21 protein-coding genes and 1 tRNA gene are annotated in these 25,073 nt (G+C 71.1%); 9 read left to right on the top strand and 13 right to left on the bottom strand.

The features are described 5' to 3' along the window. The first annotated feature begins 273 nt into the window (after positions 1–273). Positions 274–3,606 carry a S41 family peptidase gene (locus tag OG622_RS29350; RefSeq protein WP_371584255.1) on the top strand — a complete coding sequence of 1,111 codons (3,333 nt, stop codon included), beginning with the start codon at positions 274–276 and terminating at the stop codon, positions 3,604–3,606. Between the two features lie 150 nt (positions 3,607–3,756). On the opposite strand, the gene OG622_RS29345 is transcribed toward OG622_RS29350, so the two are convergent. From OG622_RS29345 to OG622_RS29330, 4 genes are all read right to left on the bottom strand, one after another. Further along, positions 3,757–4,065 (bottom strand): hypothetical protein, encoded by a 309-nt coding sequence (locus OG622_RS29345; protein ID WP_371579624.1) that lies wholly within the window; start codon positions 4,063–4,065, stop codon positions 3,757–3,759. A gap of 101 nt (positions 4,066–4,166) precedes the next feature. Further along, positions 4,167–5,063, bottom strand: coding sequence for an SDR family oxidoreductase (locus OG622_RS29340; protein ID WP_371579623.1), 897 nt, complete (start codon positions 5,061–5,063; stop codon positions 4,167–4,169). After that, on the bottom strand, positions 5,060–6,007 hold the full coding sequence (locus OG622_RS29335; RefSeq protein ID WP_371579622.1) for an alpha/beta fold hydrolase: 948 nt from the start codon (positions 6,005–6,007) through the stop codon (positions 5,060–5,062). The genes OG622_RS29340 and OG622_RS29335 overlap by 4 nt, the downstream gene beginning before the upstream one ends. Continuing rightward, positions 6,004–7,578 (bottom strand): flavin-containing monooxygenase, encoded by a 1,575-nt coding sequence (locus tag OG622_RS29330; RefSeq protein ID WP_371579621.1) that lies wholly within the window; start codon positions 7,576–7,578, stop codon positions 6,004–6,006. The genes OG622_RS29335 and OG622_RS29330 overlap by 4 nt, the downstream gene beginning before the upstream one ends. Positions 7,579–7,734: 156 nt before the next feature. On the opposite strand from OG622_RS29330, the gene OG622_RS29325 reads away from it, so the two are divergent. Then, positions 7,735–8,394 carry a MerR family transcriptional regulator gene (locus OG622_RS29325; RefSeq protein ID WP_371579620.1) on the top strand — a complete coding sequence of 220 codons (660 nt, stop codon included), beginning with the start codon at positions 7,735–7,737 and terminating at the stop codon, positions 8,392–8,394. Between the two features lie 273 nt (positions 8,395–8,667). Here the strand turns inward: OG622_RS29325 and OG622_RS29320 are convergent, their stop codons facing one another. Next, positions 8,668–9,471 (bottom strand): exodeoxyribonuclease III, encoded by an 804-nt coding sequence (locus tag OG622_RS29320; RefSeq protein ID WP_371579619.1) that lies wholly within the window; start codon positions 9,469–9,471, stop codon positions 8,668–8,670. 175 nt (positions 9,472–9,646) lie between these two features. Between OG622_RS29320 and OG622_RS29315 the strand changes: the two genes are divergently transcribed. Continuing rightward, on the top strand, positions 9,647–10,123 hold the full coding sequence (locus OG622_RS29315; protein ID WP_371579618.1) for a GNAT family N-acetyltransferase: 477 nt from the start codon (positions 9,647–9,649) through the stop codon (positions 10,121–10,123). A gap of 80 nt (positions 10,124–10,203) precedes the next feature. Beyond that, on the top strand, positions 10,204–10,629 hold the full coding sequence (locus tag OG622_RS29310) for a hypothetical protein (protein WP_371579617.1): 426 nt from the start codon (positions 10,204–10,206) through the stop codon (positions 10,627–10,629). 51 nt (positions 10,630–10,680) lie between these two features. Here OG622_RS29310 and OG622_RS29305 read toward each other — a convergent pair. From OG622_RS29305 to galU, 7 genes are all read right to left on the bottom strand, one after another. Beyond that, positions 10,681–10,754, bottom strand: a tRNA-Ala gene (locus OG622_RS29305). Between the two features lie 147 nt (positions 10,755–10,901). Next, a complete protein-coding gene (glpR, locus tag OG622_RS29300; protein WP_371579615.1) occupies positions 10,902–12,260 on the bottom strand; it encodes a gephyrin-like molybdotransferase receptor GlpR in 1,359 nt (452 codons plus the stop codon). Positions 12,261–12,548: 288 nt separating this feature from the next. After that, the gene (locus tag OG622_RS29295) at positions 12,549–13,181 is read right to left on the bottom strand and encodes a GNAT family N-acetyltransferase (RefSeq protein WP_371579614.1); all 633 of its coding nucleotides are present in this window, start codon (positions 13,179–13,181) and stop codon (positions 12,549–12,551) included. A 17-nt stretch (positions 13,182–13,198) separates the two neighbouring features. Then, positions 13,199–13,756: a molybdenum cofactor biosynthesis protein B gene (locus OG622_RS29290; RefSeq protein WP_371579613.1), complete on the bottom strand. Its 558-nt coding sequence runs from the start codon at positions 13,754–13,756 to the stop codon at positions 13,199–13,201. Beyond that, on the bottom strand, positions 13,753–14,235 hold the full coding sequence (gene moaC / locus OG622_RS29285; protein WP_371579612.1) for a cyclic pyranopterin monophosphate synthase MoaC: 483 nt from the start codon (positions 14,233–14,235) through the stop codon (positions 13,753–13,755). Before moaC ends, OG622_RS29290 begins: the two co-directional genes overlap by 4 nt. A gap of 84 nt (positions 14,236–14,319) precedes the next feature. Next, positions 14,320–15,642 (bottom strand): gephyrin-like molybdotransferase Glp, encoded by a 1,323-nt coding sequence (glp, locus tag OG622_RS29280; RefSeq protein ID WP_371579611.1) that lies wholly within the window; start codon positions 15,640–15,642, stop codon positions 14,320–14,322. A gap of 5 nt (positions 15,643–15,647) precedes the next feature. Then, a complete protein-coding gene (gene galU, locus OG622_RS29275; RefSeq protein ID WP_371579610.1) occupies positions 15,648–16,550 on the bottom strand; it encodes a UTP--glucose-1-phosphate uridylyltransferase GalU in 903 nt (300 codons plus the stop codon). A 133-nt stretch (positions 16,551–16,683) separates the two neighbouring features. Here galU and OG622_RS29270 point away from each other — a divergent pair, with 133 nt between their 5' ends. Next, positions 16,684–17,262 carry a 5-formyltetrahydrofolate cyclo-ligase gene (locus OG622_RS29270; RefSeq protein ID WP_371579609.1) on the top strand — a complete coding sequence of 193 codons (579 nt, stop codon included), beginning with the start codon at positions 16,684–16,686 and terminating at the stop codon, positions 17,260–17,262. A gap of 60 nt (positions 17,263–17,322) precedes the next feature. On the opposite strand, the gene OG622_RS29265 is transcribed toward OG622_RS29270, so the two are convergent. After that, positions 17,323–20,112 (bottom strand): penicillin acylase family protein, encoded by a 2,790-nt coding sequence (locus OG622_RS29265; protein ID WP_371579608.1) that lies wholly within the window; start codon positions 20,110–20,112, stop codon positions 17,323–17,325. Positions 20,113–20,483: 371 nt separating this feature from the next. On the opposite strand from OG622_RS29265, the gene OG622_RS29260 reads away from it, so the two are divergent. The 4 genes from OG622_RS29260 to OG622_RS29245 all read left to right on the top strand — a co-directional run bounded on the left by OG622_RS29260 (position 20,484) and on the right by OG622_RS29245 (position 24,879). Further along, positions 20,484–21,947 carry a potassium/proton antiporter gene (locus OG622_RS29260; protein ID WP_371579607.1) on the top strand — a complete coding sequence of 488 codons (1,464 nt, stop codon included), beginning with the start codon at positions 20,484–20,486 and terminating at the stop codon, positions 21,945–21,947. A 265-nt stretch (positions 21,948–22,212) separates the two neighbouring features. Continuing rightward, positions 22,213–23,493 carry an MFS transporter gene (locus OG622_RS29255; protein WP_371579606.1) on the top strand — a complete coding sequence of 427 codons (1,281 nt, stop codon included), beginning with the start codon at positions 22,213–22,215 and terminating at the stop codon, positions 23,491–23,493. A gap of 70 nt (positions 23,494–23,563) precedes the next feature. After that, positions 23,564–23,890, top strand: coding sequence for an FmdB family zinc ribbon protein (locus OG622_RS29250; protein ID WP_371579605.1), 327 nt, complete (start codon positions 23,564–23,566; stop codon positions 23,888–23,890). A 77-nt stretch (positions 23,891–23,967) separates the two neighbouring features. Continuing rightward, entirely contained in the window at positions 23,968–24,879 is a 912-nt protein-coding gene (locus tag OG622_RS29245; RefSeq protein ID WP_371579604.1) for an S-methyl-5'-thioadenosine phosphorylase, read from the top strand. The last annotated feature ends 194 nt before the right edge of the window (positions 24,880–25,073 follow it).

The following is a 25,073-nucleotide window of genomic DNA, read 5'->3' as shown; positions in this document are numbered from 1 at the left end:
GGTCGCGCGGTCGTACGCCCGGCGGCGAGCGGCCGTGCGCCCGGCGGTCCGCGACCGCACGCTCGGTGGCCCGCGGCCGTCCCCCGGCCGATTTCACGAGTTGCCGGGGTCTCCCGAGCGGAAAAACATGGGGAGGTGAGAGACGAGTACGAGAACGCGCCCGCAGACGCAGCCGAGACCTACGAGGAGGCGGCCGGTGGCGAGCCCGCGCCCGGCTACCTCCGCTTCCCCCACCTCAGCGGCGACCGCCTCTGCTTCGTCGCCGAGGACGACCTGTGGCTGGCCCCCCTGGACGGCTCGGACCGCGCCTGGCGGCTCACCGTCGACCGTACGAAGGTCACCACGCCCCGTTTCTCGCCCGACGGCCGGCACATCGCGTACACGAGCTGGCGGACCATCGTCCCGGAGATCCATCTGGCCCCGTTGGACGGCGGGGCCCCCGCGCGCCGGCTCACCCACTGGGGCAGCCCCGACACCGAGGTCCGCGGCTGGACGCCCCCCACCGCCGACACCGAGGGCCGCTCGGACATCCTGGCCGTCGCGTCCCACGGCGAGCCGTTCTCGTACTTCACCTGGGCCTACAAGCTCCGCACGGACGGCGATCCCGGCCACAAGCTCCCCTGGGGACCGGTCTCCGACATCCAGTGCGCCGAGATCGACGGCGAGCGCCGCACGCTGCTCCTCACCGGTACGCCCCCGCACGAACCGGCCTCCTGGAAGCGCTACCGGGGCGGGGCCACGGGCCGCCTCTGGCTGCACGGCGAACGGCTGCTGGCCGACCTCGACGGGCACCTCCACTCCCCCATGTTCGTCGGCGGTCGCATCGGCTTCCTCTCCGACCACGAGGGCGTCGGCAACCTCTACTCCTGCGCGTACGACGGCTCCGACCTGCGCCGCCACACCGACCACGACTCCTTCTACGCCCGGCACGCGGCGAGCGACGGCACCCGGGTGGTGTACCAGTGCGCGGGCGACCTGTGGATCGTCGACGACCTCGCCGCCGACGCCGTCCCGCGCCGCCTCGACGTACGGCTCGGCGGTTCGCGCACCGGGCGGCGGCCGTACCAGGTGCCGGCCGCCCAGCACGTCGACGGCATCTCCGTCGACGAGACGGGCCGGGCGAGCGCGGTCGTCGTACGGGGCAGCCTCTACTGGCTGACCCACCGCGACGGCCCCGCCCGGACCATCGCCGACACCCCGGGTGTCCGCGTCCGGCTGCCCGAGATGCTCGGCTCCGGCGCGCAGGTGGCGTACGTGACGGACGCGGACGGCGAGGACGCGATCGAGATCGCCTACCTCCCCCGGGCCACCGGCGACCGCGAGCCCCGCCGCCTCGCCTCCGGCGGCCTGGGCCGCGTCCTGGAACTGGTGTCGGACCCACGCGGCGAACGCCTCGCCATCGCCGCCGACGACGGCCGCGTCCTCCTCGTCACGGTGTCCGGCAAGGCGGCCGCCACCACGGGCACCACGGGGACGGAGAAGTCGGAGAAATCGGAGGAGCCGGAGGAGTCTGACGAGGCGGAGGAGGAGATCACCGAACTCATCACCTCCCTCAACGGCCCCGTCCGCGACCTCGCCTTCTCCCCGGACGGCGCCTGGCTGACCTGGTCCCACCCGGGCATCGGCCGCACGCTGCGCCAGATCAAGATGGCCCGCATCAAGGACCGGACCATCGTCGACGTCACCAACGGCCGCTTCGAGGACGAGAACCCGGTGTTCACGCGCGACGGCCGCTACCTGGCCTTCCTGTCCTGGCGCGGCTTCGACCCGGTGTACGACGTCCACACCGGCGACCTGTCCTTCCCGCTCGGCTGCCGCCCGTACCTGGTCCCGCTCTCCTCCGCCACGCCCTCCCCCTTCGCCCTGAACCCCGACGGCCGCCCGGTGGCCGGAGGCATGGACCCGGCCCAGGACGAGAACATCGGCGGGACGGTGATCGTGGAGACCGAGGGCCTGGAGAACCGCGTCACGCCGTTCCCCGTCACCGCCTCCAAGTACTCTGCGCTGTACCCGGTCGCCGGCGGCGGCCTCGTCTGGCTGCGCTGGCCCATCTCGGGCGCCCTGGGCGAGACCTTCGCCAACCCTGACGACATGACGGGCCGCCCGACCCTCGAACACTTCAACATCAGCAAGGCGAAGAAGTCCGAACTGGTCGAGCACCTGGACTGGTTCGCGGTCAGCGGCGACGGTTCACGGCTGGTCGTGGTGGACGAGGGCGACCTCCGGGCCGTCCCCTCCACCGAGTCCGGCGACCTCGACTCGACCGTCTGGATCGACCTGCGGCGCGTCCTGCACGAGGTCGACCCGGCGGCGGAGTGGCGCCAGTCGTACGCGGAGGCCGGCCGCCTGATCCGCGCGTACTTCTGGGACCCGAGGATGAGCGGCATCGACTGGGACGGCGTCCTCGACCAGTACCGCCCCCTGGTCGAACGGGTCGCGTCCCCCGACGAGTTCGCGGACCTCCTCCGCGAAGTCCTCGGCGAACTCGGGACGTCCCACGCCTATGTCTCCCCCGCGCGCCGCAACGAGGGCCCGCCCCACTACCAGCGCCGCCAGGGCCTCCTGGGCGCCAACTTCGTCCGCCGGGACGACGACTGGACGATCCGCCGCATCCTCCCCGGCGACTCGTCCGACTCCAAGGCCCGCTCCCCGCTGGCCGGCACGGGCATCAGGGAAGGTGCCGCGCTGACCCACGTCGACGGCCGCCCGGTGGACCCGACGACAGGCCCGTACCCCCTGCTGGCGGGCGCGGGCGGCACGACCGTCGAACTGACCTTCGCCCAACCCGTCGCCCACCACCACCCTTCCTCGAAAGACCCGTCGGGCCCTTCCGAGGAAGGCCCTTCGGGCCCCTTCGATGCCGAGGGCGAGGGCCGCTCCCGCCGCGTCGCCGTGGTCCCCCTCCTCGACGAGCGCCCCCTGCGCTACCAGGACTGGGTCGCCAAACGCCGCGAGGTCGTACGGGAGTTGAGCGGCGGCCACTGCGGCTACCTCCACATCCCGGACATGGGCGGCTCCGGCTGGGCCCAGTTCAACCGCGACCTGCGCATGGAGGTCTCCCGGCCCGCCCTGATCGTCGACGTACGCGGCAACGCGGGCGGCCACATCAGCGAGTTGGTGGTGGAGAAACTGACCCGCACGATCCTCGGCTGGGACCTGACCCGCAACGCCCAGCCGGTGTCGTACGCGTCCAGCGCCCCACGCGGCCCGGTGGTGGCCCTGGCCGACGAGGCGACCTCGTCCGACGGCGACATGATCACCGCCGCCTTCAAACTCCTCAAGCTCGGCCCCGTCGTCGGCCTCCGCACCTGGGGCGGGGTCGTCGGCATGACCGGCCGCCACCAGCTCGGCGACGGCACCGTCATCACCGTCCCCATGAACGCGGCCTGGTTCGACGCGTACGGCTGGACCATCGAGAACCGGGGCGTCACCCCCGACCTGGAAACCCTCCGCACCCCCCTCGACTGGGCCGAAGGCCGCAACACCCAGCTCGACGCGGCGGTGTCCCTGGCCCTGGACCTCCTGAAAACCCACCCCCCGGCAACCCCCCCGGACTACACCAACACCCCGAACCGAGCCCGCCCGAAACTCCCCCCGCGTTCCTGACAAAGGGGCGCGGGGAACTGCGCGACCAGCCACAACGAGCCCGCACCCGACAACGACAACGCACCCCCGCGGACGAACAAAAAACGCAGGGCGCCCTCCCCAAAAGGGAGGGCGCCCCACGTTCCGCGTGGCCGAAGCCAAGTCCGGCGGCTACACGTCCTGCCGGAACCGGTCTTCCTCGTCCCGCACCAGCCGCTCGGACTCCTCGTCCCGCCGCTGCGCACCACGCTCCGGCTGCCCGTGCGCACGCTGCGCCTGCCGCTCACGCTGCGGCTGCTGCTGCCCGTGCTCGCGCTGCGGCTGACGCTCACGCTGCGGCTGCCCGTGCTCACGCCCGGGCTGCTCACGCTCACCGGGCCGCTGAGCCCGCTCACGCTCCTCCGGCGACTGCCCGGCCTTCTGCTTGGCCTGCTGCTTGAGCCGCTCGGCCTTGTCCTGGAACTGGTCCTTCATGCCCATGTGGTTTCACTCCCGTAGTGGGTGAGGGGATCGGGCCTCGACCAGACAAACACGGGCGGACATTCAACGCATTTCGATCAGTGACACTCGGTAACCCTCGGTCATCGGGGGTCCGGCTCCCCGACCCCCCGCGTCCGCTCGTCCGCGGCCCCACCGGCCCCCACCAGCCCCTTGGCCACCCCACGCAGCCGCGGCTCCATCCGCCGCACCTCGCGCGGCGCGAACGTCCCTATGAGCCCGGGGAGATACCCGCGTACGCCCTGCATCCCCCGCAGCCACCACTGCCCGTACACATGGCTGGACCGCCGTTCGATCCCGGCGACGAGCCGGTCCACGGCCGGCCCCAGCGGATACGTCTTCCCGGCCGGCCACGGCAGCCGCTCCCGCAACTCCCGCAGCGCCTCGTCCTTGTCGGCGCCACGCACCATGTCCGTGTCGGTCCAGGACAGATACCCGACGCCGACACCCACCCCCTGGTGCGCAACCTCGGCACGCAGACAGTGCGCGTACGCCTCGACGCCCGCCTTGGACGCGCAGTACGCCGTCATCATCGGCGCCGGAGTGATCGCGGCGAGCGAGGCGATCTGCAGCAGATAGCCCCGGCTCTCGATCAGCGCCGGCAGGAACGCCCGCCCGGTGACGGCCGATCCGACGAGGTTGACCTCGATGACCCGCCGCCAGGACTCCGGGTCGGAGTCGACGAAGGGCCCGCTGTTCGCGACGCCCGCGTTGGCGACGACGATGTCGACCCGCCCGAACCGCTCCTTCACCTCCGCCGCGACCCGCGCCATGGCCTCGTGGTCGGTGACGTCGGCGTGCCAGAACTCGCTGTCCCCGTACAGCCGTTCCGACGCCCGCTTCAGCTCGTCCGGTTCGAGGCCGACGAGCGCGACCTTCACCCCACGCACCGAGAGCTTGCGCGCGAGGAGTTCCCCGACGCCCCGCGCGGCCCCGGTGACGACCGCGACCCGCCCCTCCAAGGTGCTGCCGTTGCTCATGCGCCCGCCTCTTCCAACTCGTCCCGCTCGGTCGTCGCACACGTCGTCGCGTACGTCGTCACGAGCCCGCGTATCCGGGCGGTGACCGCCTCCGGCGCCTCCACCGGCGCCATGTGTCCGACCCCGGTCAGCTCGCTCACGCCCACGCAGTCGGGCAGCGCGGCGGCCAGCGCCCGCGCGTGCACGGGCGGGGTCATCCGGTCCGCCGTGCCCACGACCACGGCCGTCGGTACCGTCAACTCCCCTACGCCGTGGTCGAGATCGAGCGAGGCGAGGACGTGCGACCAGGCGTGCCGCACCCTGGCCGGGCAGGCGTGCACGATCCGCGCGCACGCCTCGACCATCACCGGCGACGAACCGGGGCCCATCGTCGCGTACTTGAGGATCCGTCGGGAGACCGGCGTGACCGGCCCGAGCGGCGCCCGCGAGCCGAGGACCTGCCGGGTGAGCCAGGTGCGCACCCGCCCCGGCCGCATCGGCACGACCAGCGACTCGGCGACCAGCTTCGAACTGCCCGTGCTGCACAGCAGGACCGCCGCCGCGTGCTCCCGGAAGCCCGGCCGTCCGGCGGCCGCCATCAGCGTCATCCCGCCCATGGAGTGCCCGGCCAGCACCGCCTTCTCGCCCGGCGCGAGCGCCGCCGCGAGCACCGCCTCCAGATCGTCGGCGAGGGCGTCCGCGCTGCACACGGCGGAGGCGGGACTGCGGCCGTGGCCGCGCTGGTCATAGACGACGACCCGGTGGTCGACGGCGAGGTCCCGGACCTGCGCCGCCCAGTACGCCGTCGAACACGTCCAGCCGTGCACCAGCACCACCGCGGGCGCACCCTCGGGTCCATGGACCTCGACGTGCAGCCGTGCCCCGTCGGCGGACACGGCCGCCAACTCCCTCGCGGCGACGGGGGGCGCGTAGGGCCCGTTCTTCACATGGGTCAGTCGGGTCACGCTCCGGCCTCCACCTTCACCGTGTCGCCCTTCCTGGGCGTCTCCTCGTTCTCCGTACCCTGCCGAGCCGCCCGCAGCACCGCGTACTCGCTCAGATCGACCCGCCGGGTCGCGCCCCGGAACTCGGTCGTCGTGCCCGGCCAGACCGTCGTGTTGCGGCCGTTCGCGTCGAGATACCAGCTCGTGCAGCCACCCGTGTTCCAGACCGTGCGTTCCATGCGCTTCTGGACCCGCTGGTTCCAGGCCGCCACGGCGGCGGGCCGGGCGTCCAGGGCGACCCGGCCGCCCAGCACGTCCAACTGCCGTACGAAGTCCGCCATGTAGTTGAGCTGTGACTCGATCATCAGGATCATGCTGGAGTTCCCGAGGCCCGTGTTGGGCCCGATGATCGTCATCCAGTTCGGGAACCCTGCGGCCGACGCCCCGCGCAGCGACCGCATCCCGCCGTCCGCCCAGGCCTCGGCGAGGGTCCGGCCGTCGGCGCCCACGACCCGGTCGGCGATGGGCATGTCGGTGACGTGGAACCCGGTGCCGAAGACGATCGCGTCGACCTCGGCGGCGGACCCGTCGGCGGCGACGAGCGTGGAGCCGTCGACCTTGGCCAGCCCGGAGGCGACCACGTCGACGTTCGGCCGGGTGAGCGCCGGATAGTAGGTGTTGGACAGCAGGATGCGCTTGCAGCCGATGCGGTAGTCGGGGGTGAGCCGGGCGCGCAGCTCCGGGTCCTTGACGGTCCGGGCCAGGTTCCGCTTCGCCACCCCCTCCACCACGCCCAGCACCTTGGGCCGCTTGGTGAAGGCCTGCACCTGCAACTCCCGCATGCCCCACAGCAGTCCGCGCCGGGCCTGCGCGGTGAAGGGCAGCTGCCGGTGCAGCCACCGCTCGACGCCGCCGATGCCCCGGTCGACCCGCGGCAGCACCCACGGCGGGGTCCGCTGGAAGAGGGTCAGCCGGCCCACCTCGGGCTGGATCGCCGGCACGATCTGGGCCGCGGAGGCCCCCGTACCGATCATCGCGACCCGCTTGCCGCGCAGGTCGTAGCCGTGGTCCCAGCGAGCGGAGTGGAAGACCTTGCCGGGGAACGAGCCGAGCCCCGGCAGCTCGGCCTCGGTGGGAATCCTCGGATCGGAGAGCGGCCCGGTGGCGGATACGACGAAGTCGGCGGACAGCGGCCCACTGCTGGTCTCCATCTCCCAGCACAACCGCTCCCCGTTCCAGGCCATCCTCAGCACCTCGGAGTCGAAGCGAATATGAGACCGCAGCCCGAAGACATCCGTCACATGCTCCAGATAGGCCCGGATGTGCTCCTGCCCGGAGAAGGCGCGCGGCCACGCGTAGTCGGTCGCGAACGAGAACGAGTACAGGTGGGACGGCACGTCACAGGCGCACCCCGGGTAGTCGTTGTCCCGCCAGGTGCCGCCGACGGAACCGGCCCGCTCCAGGACGACGAAGTCGGTGATCCCCTCGCGCCGCAGCCGCACGGCCGCCCCGAGCCCGCCGAACCCGGACCCGACCACCGCCACCCGCACATGCGGCCCTTGTTCCCGCCGCGCCTGCCCCTGCTCGGCCATCCGGTACCTCCACGCCTCATCGCGTGCGCACACCGCGTTCGCACCCCACGTCCGCGCCAGTAATCACTGGCGCAGTGGGAGCGTAGGGCAGGACCGTACCGATGGGTAGGGGTCGGGCCCTCTGGAGTTACCAGCGGTACGACATAGGCTGCGCGCGTGGCAGAAGACGGCGAGCGACGCGAGTACCGCATGGAGGAGCTGGCCGGAGAGGCCGGCATCACCGTACGCACCCTGCGCTTCTACCGGGAGCGCAAACTGATCCCGCCGCCCCGCCGCGAGGGCCGTATCGCCTGGTACGACGGCACACACCTGGCCCGGCTGCGCACGATCTCGGCACTGCTGGAGCGCGGCCACACGCTCAGCGGCATAGCCGAGCTGGCGGAGGCCTTCGACCAGGGTCGCGACGTGGGCGAACTGCTGGGCCTCGGGGACCCCACCGAGGAGGTCCCGGTCCGCCTCTCCCCCGAGGAACTCGCCGACCACTTCGGCGACCAGGCGACCTCGGAGAACCTCGCCGCCGCCCTCGAACTCGGCTACCTCGCCACCGACGGCGGCGAGATCGTCCACATCAGCCGCCGTCTCCTCGACGTCTCGGCGGCCCTGGTCCGCGAGGGCGTCCCCCTCGCCGATGTCCTCGCCGCCGGTCGCCGCGTACGCGAACACGCCGAAGCCCTAGCCACCCTCTTCACCGACCTCGTCCTCACCCAGCCGGGCCGCACCCCTGAAGACCTCCACCGCCTCCGCCCCTTGGCGAAGAGCGTGGCGGAGGCAGAACTGTCACTGGCGCTGGACCGGCGGTTGCGCCAGCAGTCGTAGAAAGCGGCGGGCTGTGACATTCACCCCATCGGGGGCGCTCAGCCCCACTTCCCTGTATGAGGATGTTGATTCGACATCCGAGAGCGAGATCGAGAAGGCTGGGCCGCTGTGTGACCAGCCCGGGGCATGGCCGACATCGCCAAGGAGCGGCGTCGACGGCGTAGCCCTCGCCACTGATCCCCCACGACCGCCAGGCCCAGTCGCGCGCCCAACCGGAGGTCGCCGGCCGCGGCCAGGCCCGACTGGCCAGGCCGTACTACCTCTCGAAGCGCGTCACCTGTCGAAGACCACGGTCACGGGAGCATGGTCCGACCAGCGCTCCGCATGGCTGGCGGCCCGCTCCACATAGCCCTTGACGGCACGTTGAGCGAGCCCCGGAGTGGCGACGGCGAGGTCGATCCTCCAACCTGAATCCGCGTCGAAGGCCCGCCCCCGGTACGACCACCAGGTGTAAGGCCCCTCGACGTCGGGATGCAGGGCGCGCACAACATCGACGTACGCCCCGTCACTCTCGTCGAAGACCTGCCCGAGCCAAGCCCGCTCCTCCGGCAGGAAACCGGAGCTCTTCTGGTTCCCGCGCCAGTTCTTGAGGTCGGCCTGCTGGTGGGCGATGTTCCAGTCGCCGCAGACCACGACCTCACGCCCATCGGCGGCGGCCCGCTCGCGGAGCCCCTTCAGATAGGCGAGGAACTCCCCCATGAAGCGGACCTTCTCGTCCTGCCGCTCGGTCCCGACCTCGCCGGAGGGAAGGTAGAGGCTGGCCACGGTGACGCCGGGGAGATCGACCTCGACGTACCGCCCGCTCCCGTCGAACTCGGCCGACCCGAAGCCGACCTGGACCCGGTCGGGCTCACGCCGGCTGTAGAGCGACACCCCCGCGCGCCCCTTGGCGGCGGCCGGGGCGTGCACGACGTGCCACCCCTCGGGCCGCCGCACCCCCTCCGGCAGCTGCTCCGGCTCGGCCCGCACCTCCTGCAGGCACACCACATCCGCCGAGGTCCCGGCGAGCCACTCCACGAAGCCCTTCTTCGCGGCGGCCCGCAGCCCGTTCACATTCACAGAGGTCACAGTCAGCACCCGGGCACGATACCCGCACCTTGGACGGAGTCCAGATCCGACGACAATCACGCCGGATGCACCGACTCTGGAGATCTCTGGAGAGCTTGGGAGGGTCCTGGAGGGCTCTGGAGGGCTCTGGAGGGCTCTGGAGGGCTCTGGAGGACAGTCATTGCATAGATGTACGATGTCCGGCATGATTATCCGCCGCGTAGCCTTCGACCATCCCGACGCCGTCAAGCTGAACGACGAGGTCCAGGCCGAGTACAGCGCCCGCTACGGCGACGAGGGCGACGCGACGCACATGGACCCGGCGCACTTCGTACCGCCGGCGGGGCTGTACCTGATCGCCTACGACGAGCACGGCAGCCCGCTGGCCACGGGCGGCTGGCGCACCCAGGACGCCAACGACGAGGATTACCAGGACGGGGACGCCGAGATCAAGCGGATGTACGTCACCCCCGAGGCCCGCGGCCTGGGTCTGGCCCGCCACATACTCGCCGAACTGGAGTCCGACGCCCGCGCCGGCGGCCGCACCCGCATGGTCCTCGAAACCGGCGCCAAGCAGCCCGAGGCCGTGGCCCTCTACACCTCCAGCGGCTACGAGCCCTGCGCGAAGTTCGGCTACTACCGCTTCCACGAACTGAGCCTGTGCTTCGCGAAGCCCCTCTGACCGCACCAGGAACCGACACCCGGCACCCGGCCAGGTAAATCCCGGTGCCCGCGACGGCGTTGGCCGCCTACGGTGTCCCGGTGACGAAGAACAACCGTCTACGCCGTCTCGTCGTGGGCGACACCACCTGGCACTGGACCGTCCGCCAACTCCCCCACTCCCGACTTCGCTCAAGTGGGAGGGACCCTCGCCGCGCGGCCGACGACCACTGCCATCTCAAGCTGTCCCTCTACCCGGAGGGCCCCCGGCGCCGCCGCCTGGTCCTGCTCTTCGGCCCGTCCGAGGACCGCACCGTCTCGAACTGCTACTTCGACTCCGGCGCCCTGGTCCGCCTTTCCGACCACACCTACCTCAACCTCCACGAGCCCGGCACGGTCCGCCGCCTCCTGGACGCCGCCGCCCCGAACCTGGACCTCCACCCGTCCGCCCAGACGGTCGAGGTGGACGGCTGGCCGTACTTCGACGCGATCACGGAGCCGGCGACAACCGCAGCCACCCCGTCCTGACAACACGTCAGAGCCCCCAGTGGTGATCACCACTGGGGGCTCTGAGCTGCGTGGACCTGTGGGGATTTGAACCCCAGACCCCCTCGATGCGAACGAGGTGCGCTACCAGACTGCGCCACAGGCCCTTGCAACGAGAGAAACTCTAGCATCCCGATCGCGGTGCTTGGAAATCCGTTCCCGAGGGGCCGGCGAGCGGCTCGCGGGCGGCTTGCGGGCGGCTTGCGGGTGCCTCGTGGCTGGTCAGCGGAGTGGGAGATCCGGCATCGCGAGGGTCACTCGTTGGCCGCTCGGGGGCGGTCGCCGTCCTCGTACTGGTCGAAGAGCGGCGTGCGCCCCCGCTCGCGGGAGCGTCGCGCGGACGCGGCCCGGCGGGCGTCGGAACGACCACCGTCGGGAGCGTCGCCCGCGTCGGCGTCCTCCGCCTGCTCCTCGCCGTCGTGCTCCCCCTCCGGCTCACGCCCGGAGCCGTGCGCGGAGTTCGACGGGGCGCCCGACGAGCCGTGCGGGTCGGCCGCGCTGGAGCGCGCGGAGCTCCACGCGTCCGGCGCTCCGAGGTCGACCCCGGACGTGGCCCGGGGGGCGACCGGCGCGGTGACGTACGTCGGGAGCGGCACGGGGACCGGGTCCCAGCTGTCGCCCTGAGCAGGCCGCCGCTGGCGCTCACGCTGCTGGTCGACCCACTCGGCGTGGTCGGTCTGCTCGACGAGGGCGCGGCGGTCGGCCGCGAGCGCGGTCAGCTCGGCCCGGTTCTCCTCGTTCTCCGGTCCGTCCTCCGGCTCGTCGGTGTCCACCGGGTCCGGCATCGGGCGCCGCCGCTGGGGCTGCCGCTCCCGCAGTCGCTGCGCCGCCACCTCGGCCTGCCGCCGGTCCATCGTGAACGCGAACCGCTTCAGCTCCTGGCGGCGCAGATGCGCGATGTACGTGCTCAGCAGCACCGCCGGTACGGTCGGCGCCCACAGGAAGGCGAGCCCGCCGACCGCCGCGACGACCGCGCCCAGCGTGAAGGCGATGAAGAGCATCACTGTCGTACGCCGTCGGCGCGCGAGCACCTTCGAGCGCTGCGCCCGCGCCTTGGCCTCCGCCGAGTCGCCCCGGCGTGCGCCCGTCGCCTGATTGCCCGGATGCTTCGCCCGCGCGGGGGTGGGCACTTGGGCCGCCCCCTGCTTGGCCGACGAAGCGCCCGTCTGCTTGACGGAGGGCGCACCCGCCTGCTTGGCCGGCGGCGCGCCGCCCTGCTGGGGCACCGGCTTCGCCTGTGCCGCCTGTTTTCCCGGTTGCTGCGTCTGCTGACTCTGCTGCTGGCCCTGCTGGGGTGACTCACCCCGCTCCGCCGGCAGTTGTGCCCTCGTGTGCTCCCGGGGCGGGGGCATGGCGAAGGCCCGGACGTCCACCGAGTCGGTGACGCCGCCCGGTTCGGCGCTGGGCTCCCCCTCTTCGGTGGAGCGCGCCCGCAGGTCCTTGGCGTATCGGCGCTCCATCCCCGCCCGGCCGGAAAGCAGCCGGATGGCGGTGCTGAAGCGTTCCGTCGGACGGGCTTCGTTCAGCTCGTCCTGCCTACGGAGCCACATCGGCACCAAGTAGGCGGCCCAGGCCCCGACGATGACTGCGTAGATGAGGCCGCTGCTGCTCACGCCTCACACGGTAGAGGGGTTTGCGCGAGGGCATCCGCCAATTGAGCCGGTGTGTCGCACGATCCGGCTGATATTTCGAGCTTTTTTTGTGACCGATCCGATCAACAGGCCGCCGAGAGGGCGAAATTAACGTGCCGAGAACGCCTCAACTCGTTCACGCCGATCGCCATCCGATCGCTACCCGATAGCCGTCCGGCCGCCTTCCGGTCGCCTTCCGGTCGCCGTTCAGCCGCCGTCCGATCGCCGTCCGGCCACCGTTCGGACCTGCTTTTCGAACACTCATTTCATTTATTGGGGTTGTCCGGGCTTGCCCATGTCGGAGCCCGCGTTCCGCGCCCGTTCCCGCTGCCAGCGGCCGAGCAACCCTTCGGGGACCTCTTCGGCGGTGAGCGCGAAGACGAGATGGTCGCGCCAGGCACCGTCAATGTGAAGATATCGTGGACGAACGCCTTCTTCGCGGAATCCGAGTTTCTCCACAACCCGTCGGCTGGGCCGATTCTCGGGGCGAATACAGACCTCGATGCGGTGCAGTCCGACGCTCCGGAAGCAGTGGTCCACGACGAGCGCGACCGCCGTCGGCATCACCCCGCGCCCGGCGACCGACTCGTCGACCCAGTAGCCGACATGGCCGGAACACATGGAGCCCCAGGTGATCCCGGCGACCGTCAACTGCCCGACCAGCCGCCCCTGGTACTCGATCACGAACGGCAGCATCCGGCCCGCGTTCGCCTCCGCCCGCAGATGGCGGACCATCTGGCGGTACGTCGGCCGATGTGCGATGGGTCCGCTGGGCGTGGGCGGCGGAATGGTCGCCTCCCAGGGCCGCAGCCAGTCCCGGTTGCGCCGGTTGACCTCGCGCCAGGCCCGCTGGTCACGCATTCTTATGGGCCGGAGGACGACCTCGCCGTCCACCAGCGCCACGGGCCAGGATGGGCTGTTCAGCTCGCACCCCCGTGGCTGGATCCGGGGTGGTCTACCCCGTGGCCGGGTCTGGAGTGGTCTTCGCCGCGGATCTGGTCGACCGCGTGGGTCAGCAGCGGTTCCAGTACGGCCAGGCCGTCGCGTACGCCGCCGGTCGAGCCCGGCAGGTTGACGATCAGTGTCCGGCCCGCGACTCCGGCGAGGCCCCGGGAGAGCGCCGCCGTCGGCACCTTGTCCCGGCCGTACGCCCTGATCGCCTCGGGGATTCCGGGCACCTCGTGGTCGAGGACGGCGCGGGTGGCCTCGGGGGTGCGGTCCGTGGGCGAGATGCCGGTCCCGCCGGTCGTCACGATCACGTCGTATCCGGCGTCGACTCCGGCCCGCAGCGCGGCCTCCACTGGGTCGCCGTCGGGCACGACCTGGGGGCCCTCGACGGTGAAGCCGAAGCCCGCGAGACCCTCGGCGACCAAGGGCCCGCCCCGGTCCTCGTAGACCCCGGCGGCGGCCCGGTTGGAGGCGGTCACGACCAGGGCGCGGTACGGCGCGGTACGGGTGTCCCCGGTGGGCGCCGTCATGTCCGGCTCCAGTCGCCCGACTTGCCGCCCGTCTTCTCCTCGACGCGGACGTCCGTGATGACCGCGCCCTTGTCGACCGCCTTGACCATGTCGATCACGGTGAGGGCGGCGACGGACACCGCCGTGAGGGCCTCCATCTCGACGCCCGTACGGTCCGTGGTCTTCACGGTGGCGAGGATCTCCACGGCGTCGTCCGCGACCGACAGGTCGACCTTGACGCCCGACACCGACAGCGGGTGGCAGAGCGGGATGAGGTCGGGCGTGCGTTTGGCGCCCATGATGCCGGCGATGCGCGCGGTGGCGAGGGCATCGCCCTTGGGCACCCCCTCACCGCGCAGCAGTTCGACCACCGTGGGTGAGACCAGGACCCGGCCGCTGGCGCGGGCGGTGCGCGCGGTCACGTCCTTCCCGGAGACGTCGACCATGCGGGCGGCGCCCGCCTCGTCGATGTGGGTCAGTCGGTCCTGCGGCGTACTCATGGTGGTGTGGCGCTCCCGGTCGGGGCCCGTCGCGGTGCGGCGCGCGGTCTGTTGTGCGCGACACGGTACGCCACCCTCGACGGTTCAGCCGAGCAGGACGACCTCGACCTCCGTACCGGGCTCTACCGACTCGGTGTCCTCGGGGATCACGATCAGCGCGTCGGCGTGCGCGAGGGCCGCCACGAGGTGTGATCCGGCGCCCCCCACGGGGGCGACCTCGCCGTCGGCGTAGGTCCCGCGCAGGTACTGCCGGCGCCCGGCGGGCGAGGTCAGCGCCTTGGGTGCCCGGAGGGTCGCCTTGGTCGTCGGCCGATGGACGTCGGTCAGGCCCATCAGGGCGCGGATGGCGGGCCGGACGAAGATCTCGAAGGACACGTACGACGACACCGGGTTGCCGGGGAGGGCGAGCAGCGGGGTGTGGTCGGGGCCGATGGTGCCGAAGCCCTGGGGCTTGCCGGGCTGCATGGCGAGCTTGCGGAAGTCGATGCCGGCGCCCTCCTCGTCCTCGTCCCCGACGGACTCCAGGGCCTCCTTGACGACGTCGTACGCGCCCACGCTGACCCCGCCGGTGGTGACGACCAGGTCGGCGCGGACCAGCTGGTCCTCGATGGTGGAGCGGAGGGTCTCGGCGTCGTCGGCGACGGCGCCGACGCGGTAGGCGATCGCGCCCGCGTCCCGGGCGGCGGCGGTGAGGGCGAAGCTGTTGGAGTCGTAGATCTGGCCGGTGGCCGGGGTCTCGCCCGGCGGGATCAGTTCGCTGCCGGTGGAGAGCACGACCACGCGCGGGCGCGGGTGTACGCGTACCGAGGCGCGGCCGACGGCGGCCAGCAGCCCGAGCTGGGGCGGGCCGAGGATCGTCCCGGCGGCCAGTGCGCGTTCACCGGCTTCCACGTCGCTGCCCCTGGCGCGTACGTGCGCGCGTGCCTCGGCGGAGCGGTGCACGGCGACCTGGCCGGTGGCGCCCTCGGGGTTCGCGCTGCGGGCGCGCATCCCGGAGACGGGTCCCTCGCCGAGGCCGCCGTCGGTCCACTCCACCGGGACGACCGCCTCCGCGCCGGGCGGCAGCGGGGCACCGGTCATGATGCGGGCGGCCTCGCCGGGGCCCACGTGGGGCTGTTCGGCCTGGCCCGCCGCCACGTCCCCGATCACCGTGAGCACGGCCGGGAACTCCTCGCTCGCGCCCGCGATATCCGCGACGCGCACCGCGTACCCGTCCATCGAGCTGTTGTCGAACGGCGGCAGCGAGACCGGCACCGTGACGTCCTCGACCAGGACGCACCCCTGGGCGTCGAGGAGTTGCAGCTCGATGGGTTCCAGGGGGCGGACGGTGGCGAGGATGTCCTCCAGGTGCTCGGTCACCGACCAGAGGTGGCCCGGTCCGGTGGTGCGGGTCGCGGCGGTGCTCAATGTTGCTACATCTCCTCGGCTACGTAACTGCGAAGCCAGGTCCGGAAGTCCGGGCCCAGGTCCTCACGTTCGCATGCGAGTCTGACAATGGCACGCAGGTAGTCGCCACGGTCCCCGGTGTCATAGCGGCGGCCCTTGAAGACGACGCCGTGCACGGGACCGCCGACCTTCTCGTCCGCGGCGAGCTGCTGGAGGGCGTCGGTGAGCTGGATCTCGCCGCCGCGGCCCGGCTCGGTCCGGCGCAGTACGTCGAAGATCTGCGGGGCGAGGACGTAGCGGCCGATGATCGCGTAGTTCGACGGGGCGTCGGCCGGGTCCGGCTTCTCGACCATGCCCGTGACCTTGACGACGTCGCCGTCCACCGTGGCCTCGACGGCCGCGCACCCGTAGAGGTGGATCTGCTCCGGGGCGACCTCCATGAGGGCGATGACGCTGCCGCCGTTCTGTTCCTGGACCTCGACCATGCGCTTCAGGAGCGGGTCGCGGGGGTCGATCAGGTCGTCGCCGAGGAGGACCGCGAAGGGCTCGTCGCCCACGTGCGGGGCGGCACACAGGACGGCGTGGCCGAGGCCCCTGGGGTCGCCCTGGCGGACGTAGTGCATGGTCGCGAGGTCGCTGGACTCCTGGACCTTGGCGAGCCGGTGGGCGTCGCCCTTCTTCTGGAGGGCGGACTCCAGCTCGTAGTTGCGGTCGAAGTGGTCCTCAAGGGGGCGCTTGTTGCGGCCGGTGATCATCAGGACGTCGTCGAGACCCGCCGACGCGGCCTCTTCGACCACGTACTGGATCGCCGGCTTGTCCACGACCGGCAGCATCTCCTTGGGCGTCGATTTGGTGGCCGGCAGGAACCGGGTCCCTAGACCCGCCGCGGGGATGACAGCCTTGCTGATCCTGGGGTTCGCCTCACTCATGTGCCGAACCTTATCCGGCACCTTTGTGGGGAATCTGTGGCTCCGATGAATTCGCTCTCATATGAGCCGATTACGAATAGTACTGGAGCAACCTGTGAGCCGGATGGGACCTGAAGCGGAGCTTTCCAAGCGAATGTTGCGTCGAGAGCTCCTTCTGGTGAGGAACGGGTTGACGCCTGATGACGTCCGAAATACGACGGGCGCCCTTGCGGGCCGGGCCCTCGGTCTGGCCGAACTGGCGCACGCGCGCACGGTCGCCGCGTACGTCTCCATGGGGAGTGAGCCGGGCACCCTCGCGCTCCTGGACGCACTCCGCGCCCGGGGCGTGCGCGTCCTGCTGCCGGTCCTGCTCGCCGACAACGACCTCGACTGGGGCGCCTATGAGGGAGAGGCCTCTCTCGCGCGCGTGCGGCACGGGGGCGGCCGTATGACACTCCTGGAACCCGCCGGCGAGCGGCTCGGCCCGGAGGCCGTGACCACCGCCGACGCCGTCCTGCTGCCGGGCCTGGCGGTCGACGCGCGCGGGATGCGCCTGGGGCGGGGCGGCGGCTCGTACGACCGCGTCCTGGCCCGCCTGGAACGCGCGGGCGCCGACCCGGCCCTGGTGGTGCTCCTGTACGACACGGAGGTCGTGGACCGGGTCCCGGAGGAGCCGCACGACCGCCCGGTGCACGCGGTGGTGACCCCGTCGGGAGTGCGACGGTTCCGGTGACCTGAACACGAAAGCGGCCTCCACGCGTGTGTGGAGGCCGCTTTCGTGTTCAGACGGGCGTCACGGTTTCAGCAGCAACGTGTCGCTCGTGTCGCTCTCGACCGCCTTGTCCGAGAACGACCACGTCAGCAGCTCGCCCTTGACCCACTTGTCGGTCTGGTCGGTGTAGTGCGCGTTGTAGGCGTGCCCGGAGGCGCCGGTGAGGTTGATCCACTTGGACTTGTCGAGGTCCCCGAGGTTCACCACCATGCGCATCGAGGGCACCCAGACGACCTCGTAGCCGCCCGCCGCGTTCCAGCCGGTGGCGTTGACCGTGCCCTCGCCGCCGCCGAGCTTCCAGGGGCCGCGGTTGAGCATGTACTTGAGGAAACCGGGGCCCTCGGTGCCGAGGGTCTGGTTCTCCAGGAACAGCCGGTGCAGCCGGCCCCAGCTCCAGGTGTCGATGTCCTTGCCGAGCTTGGCGGTGAGCTCCCAACGGGCGTCCCGCATGGCCCGCGCGAACAGCTCGTCACGGTTGTCGACGGCGTCCTGGGTACGCGTCTTCGGCGTGGACCACCAGTCGTTGTCCTGGTCGTCGATGATCCGGCGGACCACCTCGAACCAGCGGTCGCCGCCGTCCGGCTGCGCCTGGTCCGCGTCGCGCCTGCCGCACTCGCGCACCCGCTGGTCCTCGTCGGCGGGCCCGGTGGCGTCGACCGGCTCGACCGACAGGCACTGACCCTCGACCCGCAGCTCCTTGGGCAGCTTGTTGCCGAAGGCCAGTTTGAGGATGTTGCGCCAGACCGAGTTGAAGTACGCGGCGGCGGCCGAGTCGGCGTCCTGGGTGTAGTCCCAGCCCTCCAGGAGCTTCTGCGCGTCGCGGACGTACTTGTCGTTCACGTCGATCTTGAGCAGCAGCGGCACCAGCAGCTTGGCGATCTCGCTGCTGTTGTCCATCTGCATCTGCCGCATGTCGTCGGTGGAGATCTTGCCGCCACCCTTGATCTTCGACTCGATGAGGCTGGCGATCCGCTGCGCGCGCGTGCCGTAGCCCCAGTCCGTGGTGAGCGTGTACGGGTACTTGTCGTCGACGACGGCCTGGTTCGCGGTGACGATGTAGCCGCGCTCCGGGTTGTACTCGTACGGCAGTTCGTCCTGGTCGATGTAGCCGGTCCAGCGGTACTTGGTGTCCCAGCCCGGCGCGGGGAGCGAGCCGTCGCCCTTGCCCCGGGTGGGGATCTTGCCGGGCAGCTGGTAGCCGATGTTGCCCTCGGTGTCGGCGTAGGTCAGGTTCTGCGAGGGGACGTCGAAGAGGGCGGCGGCCTCACGGAAGTCGTCCCAGCCCTTGGCCCTGTTCATGGCGAAGACGGCGTCCATGGAGGTGCCGGGGTCGAGCGCGGTCCAGCGCAGGGCGATGCCGTAGCCGTCGCCGCGGTCGGGGGCGTCCTGGTCGACGGAGGCCTTCTTGCCGACCTGGACGAGTTCGTCGCTGCGGTCGGACAGCAGGGGACTGCCGTCCTCGGTGGTGCGGACGACGATCTTCTTGGACGTGCCGCCGGCGACCTCGATGGTCTCCTCACGGCTGTCGAACGGCAGGACCTTGGCTCCGTACTGGTAGCCGTCGCCGGTGAGCTTCTCCAGGTAGAGGTCGGTGACGTCGGCGCCGGAGTTGGTCATGCCCCAGGCGATGTCGGCGTTGTGGCCTATGACCACGCCGGGCATGCCCGAGAAGGTGTAGCCGGAGACGTCGTACTGGCACTTCGCGGAGACGGCCTTGCAGTGCAGGCCCATCTGGTACCAGACCGACGGCAGCGTGGCCGACAGGTGCGGGTCGTTGGCGAGGAGCGGCTTGCCGGTGATGGTGTGGTCGCCGGAGACGACCCAGGAGTTGGAGCCGATGCCGTTGCCGTTCACACCGACGGCCTCGGGCAGGTCCTCCAGGACGTTGTAGAGGCCGCCCAGCTGGGTCTGGAGGGCCGAGGAGTCCGTGGAGGTCCCGGCGGTGCCCAAGCCCGTTCCGGTGCCGCCCGTGCCCTCCGTGGAGCCTTCGGTGCCCTGCCCGGTGCCCTGCGTCGACCCGGACCCGTCCGACCAGGTCCTGGTCAGCTCGTCGTACTCGCCTTCCCGCACTATCGTCCTGTTGCGGTCGTACGGGTACCGCGGGTACAGGTCGGCGATCTGCTTGGGGTCGAGGCGGCTGGTCATCAGGGCGCGGTCGATCTCGTCCTGCATGTTGCCGCGCAGGTCCCACGCCATCGCCTTCAGCCAGGCGACCGAGTCGACCGGGGTCCACTCCTCGGGCTTGTAGTCGTTGGCGAAGCCGAGCGCCGCGTACTCCAGGGAGATCTCGTCGCCGTCCTTGCCCGCGAGGTAGGCGTTGACCCCCTTGGCGTACGCGTCGAGGTACTTCCTCGTCTCGGCCGAGAGGGTCTTCTTGTACTCCTCCTCGGCGATCCGGTGCCAGCCGAGGGTGCGCAGGAACTCGTCGTTCTCGACCTGGCCCTCCCCGAACATCTCCGAGAGGCGGCCGGCCGTCATGTGGCGGCGCACGTCCATCTCGTAGAACCGGTCCTGGGCCTGGACATAGCCCTGCGCCATGAACAGGTCCTCGTCGGAGGAGGCGTAGATCTGCGGGATCCCGTAGTCGTCGCGCTTGACGTCGACCGGTCCCGACAGACCGTCCAGGGTTATAGAACCCTTGGTCTGGGGGAAGGAGGCGCGCACGGTGGAGACGGACCAGAACGCCCCGTAGCCGACGCCACCGATGATGGCCAGGACCAGGACGATCAGGAGAAGACGGACTTTGCGTCCCTTCTTCCTGCCGGACTTGCCGGACTGCTGGCCGGAGGAGGCGGGATTGTCGGTGGGCATCGCTGTCCTTGCTGTCCTAACACGAGCGGCAGGTCGGGCTGTGCTTTGTACTGAACGCTGGAGCAACCATAGGCGCAGGGCCCGACGCGACTTGACGCGGAGTCGGGAACTGGCGCGGACGGCTGTTCGATCTTGCCCTCGCTAGCGTCAAGAAATCGTCAAGAGTTAGGTAAGGTAACGAAGTACTTGCACTGACGTAACCGCAACCGCACGGTTTCCGTGATCGGCTCCACATGCCCACACGCGCGTGTGCCCCGCATCCAGTGCTCGGCATCCCCACTCGGAAACCACGTGCGGTTCGGCGAGAAAGGTACGGCCCTCTGACTGTCCACGACCTCAACCAGCTCCTGCTCGTCTGCTCGCTCGTCCTGTTGATCGCGGTCGCCGCGGTCCGGATCTCGTCGCGCAGCGGGCTCCCCAGCCTGCTCGTCTACCTGGGCATCGGCATCGCCATGGGCCAGGACGGCATCGGCGACATCCACTTCAACAACGCCGAACTGACCCAGGTCATCGGCTACGCGGCCCTCGTCGTGATCCTCGCGGAGGGCGGCCTCGGCACGAAGTGGAAGGAGATCAAGCCGGCCCTGCCGGCCGCCAGCTCACTGGCGCTGGTCGGAGTCGCGGTCAGCGTCGGCGTCACGGCCGCGGGTGCGCACTATCTGATCGGGCTGGAGTGGCGACAGTCACTCATCATCGGCGCGGTCGTGTCCTCCACGGACGCGGCGGCCGTCTTCTCCGTGCTGCGCAAGATCCCCCTCCCCGCGCGCGTGACGGGCACCCTGGAGGCCGAGTCCGGCTTCAACGACGCCCCGGTGGTCATCCTCGTCGCCTCGCTCTCCATGGCCGGTCCGGTCGAGCACTGGTACGCCCTGATCGGGGAGATAGGGCTGGAACTGGCGATCGGCGCCGCCATCGGGCTCGCCGTGGGCTGGCTGGGTTCCTGGGGCCTGCGGCATGTGGCGCTGCCCGCCTCCGGCCTCTACCCGATCGCCGTCATGGCCATCGCCGTCGCCGCGTACGCGGCCGGCGCCCTGGCCCACGGCAGCGGCTTCCTCGCCGTCTACCTGGCCTCCATGGTCCTCGGCAACGCCAAGCTGCCCCACTGGCCGGCCACGCGTGGCTTCGCCGAGGGAGTCGGCTGGATCGCCCAGATCGGCATGTTCGTCCTGCTCGGGCTGCTCGTCACCCCGCACGACCTGGCCGACGACATCTGGCCCGCGCTCGTCATCGGCCTGGTGCTGACCATGGTGGCGCGACCGCTGAGCGTCATCGTCGCGCTCACGCCGTTCCGGGTTCCGTGGCGCGAGCAGACACTGCTGTCATGGGCCGGGCTGCGCGGCGCGGTGCCCATCATCCTGGCGACGATCCCCATGGTGAGCGGCGTCGAGGGCAGCCGCCGGATCTTCAACATCGTCTTCGTGCTGGTCGTCGTCTACACCCTCGTCCAGGGACCGACGCTGCCCTGGCTGGCCCGCAAGCTGCGCCTGCGTGGCTCCGGCGACGAGGCCGCCGACCTCGGCATCGAATCGGCCCCCCTGGAGCGGCTGCGCGGCCATCTGCTGTCCGTCGCGATCCCCGAGAAGTCACGTATGCACGGCGTCGAGGTCAACGAGCTCCGGCTTCCCGCGGGCGCCGCCGTCACCCTCGTCGTACGCGGCGGCACGTCCTTCGTGCCGCTGCCGACCACGGTGCTGCGACGCGGCGACGAGCTGCTCGTCGTCGCCACGGATCCCGTCCGGGACCAGGCCGAACGCCGCCTCAGGGCCGTCGGCCAGGGCGGCAAGCTGGCCGACTGGCTGGGCACGGGGAACGGGAACGGCGACTCCCGTCGTTAAGCGCAGGTTTCCTCCCGTTCACACCTTCCGGAATCAGGGGTGCGGCCGCCCATAGTGCTCACTTTCACAGGTGAACCGATCGATCCCCCTGTACGATGAAGGCGCACTTGATCGGACCAACTCTGCCTGACGCAGAGCTGGCGCGACCGTATGGCGGCCGTCACGCCCCCTCTTCCGTGGGCCCGGCATCTACCGCAGTAGCGCAAGAGGACAGCTCTCGGTGCCCCCGCACGGGCGCGCTACCAGGCGGCGGAAAGGCACGGCCGTGGCATCCACGGTCACCTCGAACACCTCGAAGGCGTCCCGCCCGGGCTACGGGCAGCTGCTACGCACCCGTGGCGCGTGGACGTTCCTCCTGCCCGGCTTCGCGGCCCGCCAGCCGTTCGCCATGCTGACCATCTCCATCGTGCTGCTGGTCCAGCACACCACCGGCTCGTACGGGGCGGCCGGCGCCGTGGCCGCCGCCACCGGTGTCTCCATGGCGGTGTTCGCCCCCTACAGCGGCCGTCTCGCCGACCGTCACGGTCAGCGGGCCGTCCTGATCCCCGGCATCCTCGTCCACGCGGCGGCGGGCCTCTCCCTGACGGCGCTGGCCCTGACGGGCGCCCCCTTGTGGGCGCTGTTCGTCGCCGCCGTGCCGACGGGAGCCTCGGTGCCGCAGATCGGCCCCATGGTGCGGGCCCGCTGGGGCGTCAAGCTCCAGGACTCGCCCCTGACGAGCACCGCCGCCGCCTTCGAGTCCGTCACCGACGAGCTGACCTTCGTGCTCGGCCCGCTGGTCGCGACCGCGCTCTGCACCGCCGTGCACCCGGCCGCCGGCCTGTTCACCGAGGCCGGTCTCACCCTGATCGGCGGCCTGCTGTTCGCCGCGCAGCGCGGCACCCAGCCCAAGGTCGTCCCCGTGGCACACGCGCGCGTGGAGCACGTCTCCGCCCTGTCCGTCCCCGGGGTGCGCGTCCTGATCGTCACCTTCCTGGGCATCGGCTCCGTCTTCGGCGGCATGCAGGTCTCGCTCGCCGCCTTCTCCGAGTCGATCGGCGAGCCCGGCCTGAACGGCGTCCTGTACGGCGTCTTCGCCGCCGGCAACATGCTCTCCGGCGTCGTCTGCGGTGCGATCGCGTGGAAGGTCGCCCCCCAGCGGCGCCTGATCGTCGGCTACACGGCCCTCGCCCTGGTGGCCTCCGCCCTGTGGACGGCCGACTCCGTGCTCGTTCTCGCCACGCTCGGCCTGCTGGTCGGCATGTGCATCGCCCCCGCCCTGATCACCGGCTACACGCTGGTCGACTCCCTGGTCCCGTCCGGCGCCCGCACGGAGGCCTTCACCTGGCTGACCGGCGCGGTCGCGCTCGGCCAGGCGGCCGCCGTCACGGCAGCCGGACAGTTGGAGGACGAGCTGTGGGCCGGCGCCGGATTCCTGGTGCCTGCGGCCGGTACGGCACTGGCCCTGGGGACCCTGTTCGCGCTGCGTACACGGCTGGCGGGCAGGCCCCGGAGCCTCACCGTCGCGCGTGTCGTCGGTCACCGAGTGCCGGTGACAGTGGACTGATACCCGGGGAATAGGTCAGTATGGACTGTCGTTAGCACTCATCGAGTGAGAGTGCCAGGAGGAAGAGCCAGTGCCGACGTACCAGTACCAGTGCACCGAATGCGGTGAGGGCCTCGAAGCGGTGCAGAAGTTCACCGACGACGCCCTGACCGAGTGCCCCAACTGCAGTGGCCGCCTCAAGAAGGTGTTCTCCGCGGTCGGCATCGTCTTCAAGGGCTCCGGTTTCTACCGGAACGACAGCCGCGGCTCCTCGTCGAGCAGCAGCCCGGCGACGGCGAAGTCCTCGTCGGACGCGAAGTCGTCCTCCGACACGAAGTCCTCTTCGTCTTCGTCGTCCTCCGAGTCGAAGTCGTCGTCCTCGGGCTCCTCCTCCACCAGCAGTTCCTCGGCCGCCTAGCACTTCCGTCCGGGACCCTGCCGTCGTACGACGACGGCGGGGTCTTCGGCGTTTCCCGGCCCGGTTAGGGTGCGGGCATGGCGAACACGGAGCACGGGGAGCACGGGGCGGGGCCGGCAAGCGGAGCCGCCACGGCAGACGGCGGCGCGGCGGGGACAGGCCTGGCAGAGATCGGCGTCATCGGCGGGTCGGGTTTCTACTCGTTCCTCGACGACGTGACCGAGATACAGGTCGACACCCCTTACGGACCGCCCAGCGACTCCCTCTTCCTCGGTGAGATCGCGGGCCGCCGGGTCGCCTTCCTCCCGCGCCACGGCCGCGGCCACCACCTGCCGCCGCACCGCATCAACTACCGGGCCAACCTGTGGGCCCTGCGTTCCGTCGGCGCGCGCCAGGTGCTCGGCCCGTGCGCGGTGGGCGGTCTGCGGCCGGAGCACGGACCAGGCACCCTCCTCGTTCCGGACCAGCTGGTGGACCGCACGAAGTCCCGCACCCAGACCTACTTCGACGGCCTCCCGCTGCCCGGCGGGGCCATCCCCAACGTCGTCCACGTCTCGCTCGCCGACCCCTACTGCCCCGTCGGCCGCAAGGCCGCCCTCGAAGCGGCGCGTGGGCGCGAGTGGGAACCGGTGGACGGCGGCACCCTGGTCGTGATCGAGGGCCCCCGTTTCTCCACCCGCGCCGAGTCCCTGTGGCATCAGGCCCAGGGCTGGTCCGTCGTCGGCATGACCGGCCACCCCGAGGCCGTCCTCGCCCGCGAACTCGAACTCTGCTACACCTCCCTGACCCTCGTCACCGACCTCGACGCCGGCGCCGAGACCGGCGAGGGCGTCTCCCACGAGGAAGTCCTCCAGGTCTTCGCCGCGAACGTCGACCGGCTGCGGGGGGTCCTCTTCGACGCGGTCGCCGCCCTCCCGCCGAACGACAGCCGCGAGTGCCTGTGCACAAAGGCACTGGGCGGGATGGACCCGGGCTTCGAACTGCCGTGACGGCGCGGCCTCATCGGCATGCCCAGGGCGCGGGTGGTGCGACAGCCGGGGCGGGAGTGGTGCGACAGCCCGGGCGGAGCTAGCGGAACTACTCGTTCGGGTGGCGGGGTTTTCCACAGCCGGTGGGTAGTCCACAGGCTTCAGCGGGCTCCGCCGCGAAGCCTCATCGTGGGACCGCAAGCCGATCCCACACA

This window comes from Streptomyces sp. NBC_01314 (assembly GCF_041435215.1).
Classification (GTDB): domain Bacteria; phylum Actinomycetota; class Actinomycetes; order Streptomycetales; family Streptomycetaceae; genus Streptomyces.
This window is presented reverse-complemented; position numbering and strand designations above follow the sequence as displayed.